The 13738-nt window shown below is 33.2% G+C and carries 10 protein-coding genes; 8 read left to right on the top strand and 2 right to left on the bottom strand.

What is annotated here, in order from left to right; translation table 11 throughout:
- The first annotated feature begins 222 nt into the window (after positions 1-222).
- Positions 223-1572 carry a hypothetical protein gene (locus tag BMY18_RS14465; RefSeq protein WP_092455311.1) on the top strand — a complete coding sequence of 450 codons (1350 nt, stop codon included), beginning with the start codon at positions 223-225 and terminating at the stop codon, positions 1570-1572.
- Between the two features lie 33 nt (positions 1573-1605).
- Complete coding sequence (locus BMY18_RS14470; RefSeq protein WP_092455313.1) at positions 1606-1992, top strand: VOC family protein; 387 nt, start codon at positions 1606-1608, stop codon at positions 1990-1992.
- Positions 1993-2126: 134 nt separating this feature from the next.
- Here the strand turns inward: BMY18_RS14470 and BMY18_RS14475 are convergent, their stop codons facing one another.
- Positions 2127-3491: a GH1 family beta-glucosidase gene (locus BMY18_RS14475; protein ID WP_092455314.1), complete on the bottom strand. Its 1365-nt coding sequence runs from the start codon at positions 3489-3491 to the stop codon at positions 2127-2129.
- Between the two features lie 76 nt (positions 3492-3567).
- Positions 3568-6006, bottom strand: coding sequence for a glycoside hydrolase family 94 protein (locus tag BMY18_RS14480; protein WP_092455316.1), 2439 nt, complete (start codon positions 6004-6006; stop codon positions 3568-3570).
- Positions 6007-6425: 419 nt separating this feature from the next.
- Here BMY18_RS14480 and BMY18_RS14485 point away from each other — a divergent pair, with 419 nt between their 5' ends.
- The 6 genes from BMY18_RS14485 (at position 6426) to BMY18_RS14510 (ending at position 13596) form a co-directional block, all read left to right on the top strand.
- Positions 6426-7436, top strand: coding sequence for a LacI family DNA-binding transcriptional regulator (locus BMY18_RS14485; RefSeq protein ID WP_092455318.1), 1011 nt, complete (start codon positions 6426-6428; stop codon positions 7434-7436).
- A 35-nt stretch (positions 7437-7471) separates the two neighbouring features.
- Entirely contained in the window at positions 7472-8830 is a 1359-nt protein-coding gene (locus BMY18_RS14490; RefSeq protein ID WP_092455320.1) for an ABC transporter substrate-binding protein, read from the top strand.
- Between the two features lie 86 nt (positions 8831-8916).
- The gene (locus BMY18_RS14495) at positions 8917-9855 is read left to right on the top strand and encodes a carbohydrate ABC transporter permease (RefSeq protein ID WP_092455322.1); all 939 of its coding nucleotides are present in this window, start codon (positions 8917-8919) and stop codon (positions 9853-9855) included.
- Entirely contained in the window at positions 9852-10712 is an 861-nt protein-coding gene (locus BMY18_RS14500; protein WP_092455323.1) for a carbohydrate ABC transporter permease, read from the top strand. Before BMY18_RS14495 ends, BMY18_RS14500 begins: the two co-directional genes overlap by 4 nt.
- A 279-nt stretch (positions 10713-10991) precedes the next feature.
- Positions 10992-11540: a LemA family protein gene (locus BMY18_RS14505; RefSeq protein ID WP_092455325.1), complete on the top strand. Its 549-nt coding sequence runs from the start codon at positions 10992-10994 to the stop codon at positions 11538-11540.
- A gap of 49 nt (positions 11541-11589) precedes the next feature.
- Positions 11590-13596, top strand: coding sequence for a DUF2207 domain-containing protein (locus BMY18_RS14510; protein ID WP_092455326.1), 2007 nt, complete (start codon positions 11590-11592; stop codon positions 13594-13596).
- Positions 13597-13738: the final 142 nt, after the last annotated feature.

Genomic DNA, 13738 nt, shown 5'->3' on the forward strand with positions numbered 1-13738 from the left:
TAATTTATAAAACTGCAATTGGTAAGCCGTATGCCTTAATAGGGCACGTGCGGTTTGATAAGGGGGTAGCCTAGAAATAGGTTACCCTACTTTATGATTTTTATAATTAAAGAAATGTTGGTTATGAAGAAAGGTATGATTAAAAAAATATTACAAAATAATGAACCTTTCATAAAGGAAGGGAACTAGTTAAAAAGATACTTATCAAGGAGGGATATGTATATGAAAAGTAATATTGAGGATGGTTTATACGAGGCATTTGATGATAGAGAGTATTCATCAGATAAGCTAAGAGAAAATATTCGTATTAAGCTAACCGAAATGGAAAAGAAAACGATTCAAGAAAGTGAAATAATAAAAAATCAAATAATAGAAAATGAAATTGTAAAAAATAAACTAGGAAAAAATATAATTGTCAAATCAAACAAAAGATTTCATATGACGAATTTTAATTTTGTCAGAAAGGTTGCAATTGCTGGAGTGGCTTTAATGTTCATTTTAACAATAACGATTGCAACAAATGTTGGCGGCGTAAAGGCATCTATCCAGAAAATATTCGCATTTATTCCGGGGGTTGGCGTTGTGAAAGTTGATGATATTGGCAGTTTATATTATATGAAAGGTGATTCGCAGACTAAAGGTAATGAAAATTATGAAGTGAAGTTGAATTATATTTATCCAGATATGAAATTAGTAATCGGAGATAAAATTTATGAAAGTTGGTCAAGTGTTTCGGGAGGGAACAAATGTGAAACGTGGATTGATGTAAAGGACGTTACTTGGAATCTGACAGATGTATATCAAATTGTTGTTCAAGATATTAAGTTCGATTTTTCCCTGCAGGATTATGAAGTTTATGAACAAGCGGAAGGTATTGGACCAACACAGAGGTTAAATGATATTTCTATGACGGCAATCCCAAAATGGGAAGAGAACAGTGTTGTAATAGCGCTTTACGATCTGAATTACAGTAAATTTGATTCTATAGGTGGATATAATAAATATTCGCTTTCGCAATATACGCCATATCTTACAATAGGAGATGCTACGATTAATCGTGAAAAGATTGATTTAGATAGGGGGGAGGAGAAGATGGTTTTTGATTTGTCAGGTATAGAATTAACGGAAGATTTGAAAGCAAACGCCGTTATTCATATTCCGAGAATCGGGGTCGGAAAAAAGGAGAATCAAAAGATCGGTATATCAATCGCTAAAGATGGAACATATCACGCATCCAAAGAATCGGTGCAGTTTTCTGACAGTACAATGCATATTATCAAGGTAGAAAAAGCATCTAAAGTAGAAAAATACAAAGATTTTGAAAATTGCTTGAAGTTTACATTAAAATTTGATTACAATATGGAAAATTTAGAGCTAGAGAATTTTAGCAAGCTTTTACTGAGTGATGGTAAAGTAAAAAATCTGGGATGGTCCTGCGAATATGACGAAAATACTGGATACTATTCTTTATATATTCAAGATTATGCAGAAACAAGTAAAATAAAGTCAATTACATTTGGTGAACTTAATTATTATATTAATGATGAATATCAGATAGATTTAGGAAGATAATGGTGGTAGTAAAGCCACAGAAAGTAGGAAAATATGAGAATAAGCCATATTGCTCTATATGTGAAAGATATTGAGAAAGTGAAAGAGTTTTACAAAAAATATTTCTGTGCAATTGAAAACGGAAAGTACCATAATTCGAAAACTGGGTTAGAAACTTATTTCCTGAGCTTTGAAGGAAGTGATACAAGATTGGAGATTATGACAAGACCTGAAATGCAGGTTGGTAACAGTGTAGATGTGAGACTTGGATATATTCATCTTGCCATTAGTCTAGGAACAAAAGCAAAAGTTGATAAACTGACCAATAAACTTAAAAATGATGGTTATACCATTTTGAGTGGTCCAAGAATCACAGGAGATGGATATTATGAGAGTTGTGTTTTAGATTGTGAGAATAATCAAATTGAAATTACTGAATAAAACCTTAAATGAAATATAGCCCTATAGCAAATCGCCAGGCTGACAATTTACTATGGAGCTATATAATGGAGGAGAAAAACTGTATAAAAAAAAGGAGAAAGCGATATTAATGAAACGAAAAAAGTATAATAAGTTTAAATTATACTTTTATACCATAGAGCTGAATCCTTTGGTATACGTTCCTGGGTTTGATAATCAATATATATAAGTCCGAATCGGTCTTCATATCCATTGTGCCACTCAAAATTATCAGTAAAGGACCAATGAAAATAGCCACTTATGTCTGTGCCAGCTGAATATGATTTTTCTAATTCGAGAAGGTAGCGTTGTAAAAAATCAATACGTTCTTGATCGTGAACTTTTCCATCAAGGTATATTTTGTCATGGCAGGATAAGCCATTTTCGGTAATGTATATAGGGAGTTGATAACGTTCATATATAAAACGGGTTCCCCAGTTCATTACCTCAGGAGTGATGGGCCATTTTAGCGCAGTGCGAGGAAATCCAGGTTCTCTTGGAACAAATCCATTAGAATCAACGCAGTGCCCATTGTAGATATTAACGCCTAAAAAATCAATAGGCTGATGCATGATTTCCATATCACCATCTTTAAAAGCAGAAATCAGTTTGGATGCAGGTTCTCCAAGGATATCAGGATACTTCCCTAAGCATACGGCATCGCAAAAGATGGTATGACAAAACATCCAATTATCTTTCGTCACTGTAAATGACATACTTCTAGCAGTGTCAATATCTTCCTTTGTGGAACTTTTGAAATTAGTGCTACTACTATCTTGATTTTCATAAGGATAACATAATTCTCCAGTACTTGAAAATCCAATCAGTACTGGTGCATTTGCACTTAAACGCATTGCATTTACTGCCATTCCATGAGCCAATGCTAGATTATGAATAACGTTTAGGGTTGCCCCCATTGATAGTTTTAGTCCAGGAGCATGAATGCCGTTATGATATCCAAGAAATAAGATAATTTGAGGTTCATTAATAGTAATATAATTTTTGACGCGGGTTGAAAAATGTTTGCAAATAAAAGCTGCATATTCTGAAAAAGCGACGGCTGTATCACGATTTTGCCATCCACCCTGATCTTCTAATGCTTGAGGAAGATCCCAGTGGTATAAGGTGATATACGGAGTAATATTATATTCAATTAGCGCATCTACTAATTTATCATAAAATTCTAAACCCTTTGAGTTAAGTACTTTGTCGCCGTTAGGAAAAACTCTAGGCCATGAAATTGAAAAACGATAAGCGTTAATCCCTAAAGAATGCATAAGCTTAATGTCATTAAGATAATTCTCGTAATGATTACATGATATGTCCCCCGTTTGTGCATTAGCAATATTAGAATTCTCATGGCAAAAGGCATCCCAGATAGAGGGACCCTTTCCATCGCAATCCCATCCGCCTTCAATTTGATAAGCGGATGAAGCTACACCCCAGACAAAATTAGATTGAAAATTAAATTTTAATGACATAAGCATATGCCTCCTCATGAATCAAGATATCTATTAGTAAAACGTGAATCGAGATTCCTATATAGTAAAAACAATCCTAGTTTCCCATAAATGCAACAACATCATAAGATTTTTGACCCTCAACAAATGGGATGATATTTCCATCAATTAATTTTCCATCAACAGAGAGGGCAGATATTCCTTTTTCAACACCATTCGGGTTTTTGATTATAATATTATATTGTGCATTTCTAAATACTCTTGTAATTTTTAATTTTTTTGTAGTTGAAGGAATACAAGGATCAATCATCAGTCCAGCGAAATCAGGTCTAATTCCTAAAATATGCTGTGATACATTCGTAAATGTCCATGCAGCAGTTCCGGTAAGCCAACTGTTTTTTGCTTCACCATGGTGAGGCGCATCAATTCCTGCAATCATCTGTGAATATACATATGGTTCTGTTCTGTGAATATCGCTAATATCTTCAAGATAGGCAGGACATGTCTTTTTATATACATCAAATGCACGGTTACCGTGGCCTAATACAGTTTCTGCAATGGAAATCCAAGGATTGTTATGGCAGAAAATACCACCGTTTTCCTTGTACCCTGGTGGATATGTTGATATTTCACCAAGATTTAAGTAATATTTGCTGTAGGTTGGTTGAAGAAGTACAATTCCATATTGTGTATCAAGATATTTTTCAACAGAAACAAGTGCTTTTGCTGCAAGACCTTCTTTAACACCAATGCCGGCCATAACGCAGAAACCTTGAGGTTCGATAAATATTTTACCTTCTTCACATTCGTTGGAGCCTACTTTTTCACTGGCTGCATCATATGCACGAAGGAACCATTCACCATCCCATCCGGATTTTAATACTGAATCATACATAGCGGCTACGTTTGCGTTGACAGTATTGGCTTCATCTATGTGACCAAGGTGATTCAATATCGCGTTAAAATCATTTCCGTATTTGACATACATGCCAGCAATAAATAGTGACTCAGCAACAGGTCCTTCAGATGGACCACTGGTCTGGAATGATTCATCAGGCACTTTTGAAAAGCAGTTAAGATTTAGACAATCATTCCAATCAGCTCTTCCGATGAGTGGTAAATTATGTGGACCACGATTCGTAGTAGTGAATTTAAATGAACGACGTAAATGCTCCAAGAGAGATTCCGCTTTACTTAAATCATTATCGAAAGCGACACTTTCATCAAGAATTCCATAATCACCAGTTTCTTTGATATAAGCGGCAGTTCCAGCGATAAGCCACAATGGATCATCATTAAAGCCACTTCCAATATCTGCGTTTCCTTTTTTTGTCAAAGGCTGATACTGATGGTAGGCGCTTCCATTTTCGAACTGAGTAGCTGCGATATCTAGAATCCTTTGTCGTGCGGATTCGGGAATCAAATGAACGAAACCTAATAAATCCTGACATGAATCTCTAAATCCCATTCCACGACCAGTACCTGATTCGTAATAAGAAGCAGAACGAGACATGTTAAAAGTAACCATACATTGGTATTGATTCCATATATTAACCATTCTACATAGCTTTTCATCAGCTGTTTCAACAGTGAAACGAGACAATAATCTATCCCAGTGAGTTCTTAAGGCAGCTAATGCATCATCAACTTGTGAAACGGTTTGATACTTTGAAAGTAATTCTCTGGCAGGTTTTTTATTGATAACACCGAAAGATTCCCATTTTTCTTCTTCTTTGTTTTCTATGTAACCAAGAAGGAAGATATAGGTTTTTTCTTCGCCTGGTTCTAACGTGATTGATACATGGAAAGAACCGATAGGAGACCATCCACTTGCAATTGAATCTTTGGAACTTCCGTTAATAATTGCCTCTGGTTTAGCAGGACTTCCATAAGTCCCTAAAAATGATTCACGATCAGTATCAAATCCTGTAACAGGAGCATTTACAGAATATACAGCATAATGATTACGTCTTTCACGGTATTCAGTCTTGTGATAAATACATGAGTCTTCAACCTCAACTTCTCCAGTACTGTAATTCCTCTGGAAATTAGTCATATCATCTACGGCATTCCAAAGGCAAAATTCCACATAAGAAAAGAGTGAAAATGTCTTTGACTCTGTACCATTGTTTTTCAAGGTAACTTTGTTGATTTCACAGTTGTCACCAATTGGAACAAAAGCAGTAACAGAAGCATCAAGATTGTTTTTCTGTCCACTCATTTTTGTATATCCAAGACCGTGATGGCATGAATAACTATCTAACTCTGTTTGAGTTGGTTGCCATCCAGGATTCCATATTGTATCGTTTTCTTTGATATAATAGTAGCGACCATTATTATCAAGTGGAGTATTGTTATAACGGTAACGCGTTAATCTAAGAAGCTTTGCATCTTTGTAAAAGCTGTAGCCACCTCCAGTATTAGAAATTAAAGAAAAGAAATTTTCACATCCAAGATAATTAATCCAAGGAAGCGGTGTTTTGGGAGTAGTAATTACATACTCTTTTTCGACGTCATCAAAATAGCCATAATTCATAGTTTGTTCTCCTTATTGATATAATTAGATTATAAGAACTTAGTAGTTTTTATAATTAGTTTTGCGAAGCTGAAACAAGAATCTTCTTATGTGCAGTTACTTACATCTCACATAAATCAAATCGGTTATGTAATAGGTTGAAATATGTATTAATGAATCTAAGTAAACGATTAAGTTAAATTTAAGCGCTATAAACAATATAATAATACACATATTCAGTATTAGTATATTAAAGCATTCTGAAAAAATCAACAGTATAATTAAAGATTGTGCAAATTGCATAAAAAAATAGAGATTATATTGTAAAATATAGAGAATATTGTAAAATACATTGCATTTATGCTTAGAATGTGATATATTTTAGTCACGAAAACGATTAAGTAATAGAACACAATGCTCAAGGAAGGAATTGAAATACTATGGTTTCTATGAAAGATATTGCAAAATGTTGCGATGTTTCTATTGCAACAGTCAGCAAGGCACTTAATGGTCATAAAGATATCGGGGAAGAAACCAAAAGGAAAATCAAGGAAGCGGCTGCCAAGATGGGGTACTATCCAAACTCAGCAGCGAGAGCACTTAAGACACATCGTTCGTATAATATTGGAGTTTTGCTTAATGACGAAGCCCATAGTGGATTGACTCATGAGTATTTTTCGGCAGTTCTTGAAGGCGTGAGGGTGGAAGCCGAAAGTATGGGGTATGATATAACATTTATTAATACTCATAACAGCAAGATGACATATTATGAACATTGTAAATACAGAGATCTGGATGGTGTAATAATTGCTTGTACAGATTTTGAGACGCCTGAAGTATTGGAATTGATTGATGGTGTGATTCCAACGGTAACAATTGATTACATTTTTAATAATTGTACATCAGTTGTATCAGATAATGTAAAGGGGATGAGAGAACTCGTTCAATATGTGTATAATATGGGGCATCGTCGAATATCTTATATACATGGACAAAGAGAAAAAGCAGTTACAAGAGATCGTCTTGCAGCATACTACAACATCTTAGAAGAATTAGATGTTGAAATAAGAGATGAGTATGTAAAACCGTCGTTATATTTAGATTCGGAAAAAGCGGAAGAAGCTACATATGAACTGTTGGATTTAAAAGAACCTCCAACATGTATTATTTATCCGGATGACTTATCTGTAACGGGAGGGATTAATGCATTAAGAAGTAGAGGGCTGAATGTTCCAGATGATATTTCAGTAGCAGGGTATGATGGAATTAAATTATCTCAAATGTTGAATCCTAGAATTACTACAGTAAAACAGGATACAGATATAATTGGGAGAACTGCAGCAAGGGAACTAATCAATGAAATAGAAAAACCCAAAAATGCTTTTGCAAAACGAGTAATGGTACAAGGAGAAGTTTTACCTGGAGAGTCAGTAGGAAAGGTAGCAATGTAATTAATTTGTAATTAAATTTAGAGGAGGATTTTAGAATGAAAAAGAAGTTAGTTAGTTTATTATTAGTATGTATTATGGCAATGATGTCATTAGTAGGGTGTGGCACTAAGGCACCAGCTGTTGTAAAACAAACACCTGAAAATCAAGGTAAAGTATTAAATATTTATTGTTGGAATACAGAATTTCAAGATAGATTCGAATATTTCAAAAAAAGCGGAAAATTACCAGCTGATATGAAAGTGAATTTCATAGTAACTCCTAGTGCTAATAATGCATATCAAAACGCATTAGATGCAGCACTATTGAAACAAGACTCAGCAGCAGCTGATGACAAGATAGATCTTTTTCTTGTAGAAGCAGATTATGCATTGAAATATGTTAATTCAGATTATTCAATAGACGTTGTTAATGAGGTTGGTCTTTCAAAAGAAGACTTATCTAATCAATATCAATATACAAAAGATATTGTAACAAATACTAGCGGCGTTCAAAAAGGCGTAACATGGCAAGCAACTCCTGGTTTATTTGCATACAGACGTTCAATTGCTAAAGAAGTATTAGGAACAGATGATCCAGTTAAGGTACAAGCAGCACTTAATGGCTGGACAGCATTTGATGCAGTAGCAGTTAAAGCAGCTAAATTAGGATACAAAATGCTTTCAGGATATGATGATTCATATCGTACATTTTCTAATAATACAGCAGCTCCTTGGGTAGATAAAAACAATAAGATTGTTGTTGATGCTAACCTTATGAAATGGGTAGATCAGACAAAGACATATACAGATAAGAGCTATAATAACAAGACTTCATTGTGGGATGCAACTTGGGCAAAAGATCAAGGACCTACAGGTAAAGTATTTGGTTTCTTCTATTCAACATGGGGAATCAACTTCACATTACTTGGTAACTCATTAGCTACTCCAACTACTGAAGGCGGAAAAAATGAAGTTGGCAATGGTATTTTTGGAGACTATGCAGTATGTGCTGGTCCTCAAAGCTATTACTGGGGTGGATCATGGATTTGTGCAGCTAAAGGAACTGATGATCTTCCTGTAATCAAAGATATTATGTACACAATGACATGTGATTCTGCTACATTAAAGAGCATTACTACAGATACTCAAGATTATACAAATAATGTTGCAGCTATGAAAGAAATCGCTGCAAGTAGCTTCAAATCAGATTTCTTAGGCGGACAGAACCATATTGCATTATTCGCAGAAGTAGCACCTAAAATTGATATGAGCAAAATATCACCTTATGATCAAGGTTTGAATGAATCATTCCAAAACGCATTCCACGATTATTTTAATGGTAAAGTTGAAATTAGTGCAGCTTTAGATAACTTCTACAAATCAGCAATAGAGAAATATCCAAATCTTTCAAAATAGTTAAAAAAGATAGTTTATTATCTTAATGATAAAAATTTTGGAACACGAGTAAAATCGTGTTCCAATTAAATTAGTGAGGTAGAAATATGATGAAAAAGAAATCAAAACTTGTTAGCTATGCTAAATGGGGATATATTTTTCTAATTCCTTTTTTTGTAACATATCTAATATTTTCATTGATACCATTGGTATCCACGTTTTATAATAGCTTTTTCGAAAACTATATGGTTGGTTTAATGAAAGTAGGACCTAAGTTCATTGGAATTGATAATTATAAGGCTGTTTTTTTACATAGTGAGCTGCTAACGTATTTAAAAAATACATTAATTATATGGGTTATGGGATTTATACCTCAGATTTTCTTTTCATTGCTATTAGCAGCTTGGTTTACAGATTTAAAACTTAGATTAAAAACAGGAGCATTTAAAACTATTATTTATATGCCAAATCTTATAATGGCTGCAGCATTTTCAATGTTGTTTTTCGCAATGTTTTCTGATTCTGGTCCTGTTAATAATTTATTAACATACCTTGGATTACCTTCATATCGTTTCCTTTCAGAGGTGGCTGGAACGAGAGGCTTAATCGCTTTTTTGAACTTCTTAATGTGGTTTGGTAATACAACAATTATTTTAATGGCAGCAATAATGGGAATAGATGGAAGTCTATTTGAAGCGGCGCGAATAGATGGTGCTAATTCATGGCAGACGTTTAAAAGAATTACAATGCCCCTAATAAAACCAATACTTGCTTATGTATTAATTACTTCTTTAATTGGTGGAATACAGATGTTTGATGTACCACAGATCTTAACGAATGGTGAAGGTAATCCTAATAGAACAAGTATGACGGCTATGATGTACCTAAATAAACATTTGTTCAGTAAAAACTATGGTATGGCAGGAGCTGTATCGGTAATTTTATTCATAATTACATGTATATTAAGTATATTTGTATTTAAATTTATTACAAACGATTCTGACAAAGTAAAAGTTAAGAAGAAAAAGAAGGGGGGATCATTATGAAAAAATCTAAAGGATCTGATAAAATACAGTTAAATATTCAAAGAGCATTTTGTTATGTTATACTAGTATTTTTGTCTGTTTTATGCTTGTTTTCATTTTATATCTTATTCATTAATACGACTAGATCTCATCCAGATATTCAAAAAGGCTTTTCAATAATTCCAGGAAAATCGTTTTTTGTAAATTTAAATAGTGTTCTTAATAATAAAAATCTTCCAGTATTAAGTGGTCTTATGAACAGCGTAATAGTATCATCGGTTTCTGCAATACTAGCTACATATTTTTCGACATTGACAGCATATGCAATTCATGCTTACGAATTTAAATTTAAAAAATTTGCATTTGGATTTATTATGGTAATTATGATGATACCTACACAAGTATCAGCTTTAGGGTTTGTTAAATTGATGGGGGATATGGGACTTATGAATTCATTTATTCCACTTACAGTTCCAACGATTGCATCACCTATTATATTTTTCTTTATGAAACAATATATGCAAAGTGCGTTGCCTATGGATTTAGTGGAAGCTGCTAGAATCGATGGAGCACGTGAATTCAGAATTTTCAATCAAATTGTTCTCCCGATTATGAAACCAGCGATTGCTGTTCAGGCTATCTTTACATTTGTATTTGCTTGGAATAATTACTTTATTCCAGCGTTATTATTAAACAAAGATAATAAAAAGACATTGCCAATTTTAATTGCACAGTTAAGAAGTGCTGACTTCTTGAAATTTGATATGGGGCAAGTATATATGCTAATTGCTATTTCTATATTTCCTGTAATTATTGTATATTTGATTCTATCGAAAAATATTGTTAGCGGAATCACCCTAGGAAGTGTCAAAGGATGACCTTGCAAAGCATTAAGTCGTGCAACCACAAAAATAGGAGTATTCAAAAGAGAGCTTGCTCGCTTTTGAATACTCCTATTTTTGTGGTTGCACGACTTATTATAGCCAATAATAGTATTTTAGGTTATATATTATAAAATAAATAAAAAAAGATGATTCTGCTTCGATAGAAACATTGAATAAATATTTTAATAAACAGTAGATAGAATCCATTAAATATTGACATATTAAAATAATAGTTTGATACTGTTAATAGTGAATAAAATAAGGAGGTAAAAAATGGAACTTTATATTATGATTGGTGTAGTAGCTTTATTAATTATTTATATATTTATATCTTATAATAGTTTAGTAAATCTCAATAATTCGGTTAAAGAAGCATTTTCAACAATGGATGTCTATTTGAAAAAGAGATGGGATTTAATTCCAAATATTGTTGAAACAGTCAAAGGATATGCAAAACACGAGAGAGAGACGTTAGAAAGTATTGTTGAATTAAGAAATGGTGCATATGATAAGATGTCACAGGATGCAAAAATCGCTGCAAATGATCAAATAACTGGTGCATTATCGAAGTTAATGGCACTGTCAGAAAATTATCCTGATTTAAAGGCAAATCAAAACTTCTTAGATTTAAGTAGTCAACTTACAAAAATTGAAGAGGACATTGCAAATGCAAGAAAATATTACAATGCAGTTGTTAAAAATATGAATAATAAAGTGCAAATGTTTCCAAGCAATATTATTTCAAAAATATTTGGCTTTCAAGAGGTTAAAATGTTTGAAATATCTGAAAAAGAAAAGGAAAATATAAAAATTGAATTGTAGATAATCGTTTTTTGAATCTTCGATTGCAATACACCAAGGGGGATAAACGGTGAAAAAGATAATTAAGTATTTTTTTCTAATGTTAGTATTATTTATGTTAACTTCAATCAATGTATTTGCATCAGATTTCAGCAATAATAAAAGTAATATCAAGGCAGATACAACGGATACAATTAAAACTGATATGGTTAATGCAGATATAACTACAACGGATACGATTAATACTGATACGATTAATATAGATAAATTGAGCTTAGACAGTAATTATTGGAGTTATGGATACGTAATAGACAGCTATGATATTAATATTGATGTGAATGAAGACAATACTTTTAATATGAAAGAAAAAATTGGTGCGTATTTTTTTATTGCGAAGCATGGAATTTTTAGAAAAATTCCGTTAAGTAATAAAGTGGTCCGCCAAGATGATAAAACGACATCTTATAATAGGGCTAAGATTACAGAGATCACTGTAGATGCGCCTTATACAACGTCTATTACAGATGGAAATAAAGAAATTAAAATTGGTGATTCAGAATATGCATTAACTGGTGCGAAAGAATATAATATAAGTTATTTATATAATCTTGGGAAAGATACGGGAAAAGATTATGATGAACTATATTTGAATTTGATTGGTAAGGAATGGGATACGGCAATTGGAAATATAACCTTTACCATAAATATGCCAAAAGAATTTGATTCAAGGCAACTTGGGTTTTCCAGTGGATACGAAGGATCAACAGATAGTTCTAACATTACATATAAAGTGGCTGGAAATGTAATAACAGGTAGTTATCAAGGTAAGTTAAATCCTGGCCAGGCTTTAACTGTAAGATTGAAACTTCCGGAAGGATATTTTGTAGGAGCAAGTAGTAATCTAGATGCGCTGATGATTCTGTCCATTATTATACCGATTTTGTTTGTGCTAATTACAGTAATTATGTGGTATAGATTTGGTAAAGATAACAAGGTGGTTGAAACTGTTGAATTTTATCCGCCAGAAGGATGCAATAGTGCTGAGGTTGGATTCTTATACAAAGGCAAAGCCGACAAAAATGATGCTATTTCTTTATTAATATATTTGGCAAATAAAGGCTATATAAAAATAGCTGATTCCGAAAAGGAAGTAGTAGTTTCAAAAAAACAAAGTTTTAAAATCACTAAGTTAAGAGACTATGATGGTAATAATGAAAATGAGAAACGGTTTCTAAAAGGTTTGTTTAAGAGTTCTACGTCCTCAAGTGTCACTGCGAGTGATTTAGAAGATACATTTTATACTACTTTAAATAAAATCATTGCGGATCTAAATAAAAAAGAAAACAAACAAAAGATATTTGAAAAGAGCTCGTTGGGAAAAGGCATTTTTGTAATCTTTATGATAGCGATTACATATATATTAATTACAGCAAAGCCTGTATCAGAATATGGCGGGTGGACTTTAGTTCCTGTTGCATTGCTATTTCCAGGTATTGGATTCTCTGTTTCGTTTAGCTTAGTATTTGGCAAAACGCCGATATCAGTCAAATTATTTGGACTAGTATGGGGAATTATGTTTGGTGGAACAGTATGGGTTGCTATGGTATTGCCTACATTATTGATTGATCCAATGTATTTGGTTGCTTATGTTATAGGACTTGCATGTACCCTGGTTATGATTATATTATTTAAAGCGATGCCTAAAAGGACAGTTTTAGGAAATGAGATGTTAGGCAAAATCAAGGGATTTAAAACGTTCCTTGAAACGGCGGAAAAACCAAAACTTGAGGCATTGGTCATGGAGAATCCGGAATATTTTTACAACATATTGCCCTATACTTATGTTTTAGGAATATCAGATAAATGGATTAAAAAGTTTGAAATAATTGCAATAGAACCACCAAGCTGGTACGAGGGTAGTAGCGGGTTTAACATGGTGTCATTTGGTACTTTCATGAATTCGACAATGTCATCTGCATCAACAGCGATGTCTTCTAGTCCTTCAAGTAGCAGTGGTGGAAGTGGTGGAGGATCATCAGGTGGCGGCTCAGGTGGTGGCGGTGGAGGATCTTGGTAAGAAATGGATCGAAAGCCTGCGTGATAAAGCAGCAATTCGTGTTTTATATTACAATTTAATTTAGTGTTGTAGAAGCTCCTGGAAGTTTAACTTCCAAGGAGCTTCTTATAATCTGTCATATATTTCATATATAATTTTCAAT

This window comes from [Clostridium] fimetarium (genome assembly GCF_900111235.1).
Classification (GTDB): Bacteria; Bacillota; Clostridia; order Lachnospirales; family Lachnospiraceae; genus Clostridium_N; species Clostridium_N fimetarium.

Coding starts and splice junctions, on each gene's coding strand:
- BMY18_RS14465 (WP_092455311.1), top strand. CDS start 223: ATGAAAAGTAATATTGAGGATGGTTTATACGAGGCATTTGATGATAGA.
- BMY18_RS14470 (WP_092455313.1), top strand. CDS start 1,606: ATGAGAATAAGCCATATTGCTCTATATGTGAAAGATATTGAGAAAGTG.
- BMY18_RS14475 (WP_092455314.1), bottom strand. CDS start 3,491: ATGTCATTAAAATTTAATTTTCAATCTAATTTTGTCTGGGGTGTAGCT.
- BMY18_RS14480 (WP_092455316.1), bottom strand. CDS start 6,006: ATGAATTATGGCTATTTTGATGACGTCGAAAAAGAGTATGTAATTACT.
- BMY18_RS14485 (WP_092455318.1), top strand. CDS start 6,426: ATGGTTTCTATGAAAGATATTGCAAAATGTTGCGATGTTTCTATTGCA.
- BMY18_RS14490 (WP_092455320.1), top strand. CDS start 7,472: ATGAAAAAGAAGTTAGTTAGTTTATTATTAGTATGTATTATGGCAATG.
- BMY18_RS14495 (WP_092455322.1), top strand. CDS start 8,917: ATGATGAAAAAGAAATCAAAACTTGTTAGCTATGCTAAATGGGGATAT.
- BMY18_RS14500 (WP_092455323.1), top strand. CDS start 9,852: ATGAAAAAATCTAAAGGATCTGATAAAATACAGTTAAATATTCAAAGA.
- BMY18_RS14505 (WP_092455325.1), top strand. CDS start 10,992: ATGGAACTTTATATTATGATTGGTGTAGTAGCTTTATTAATTATTTAT.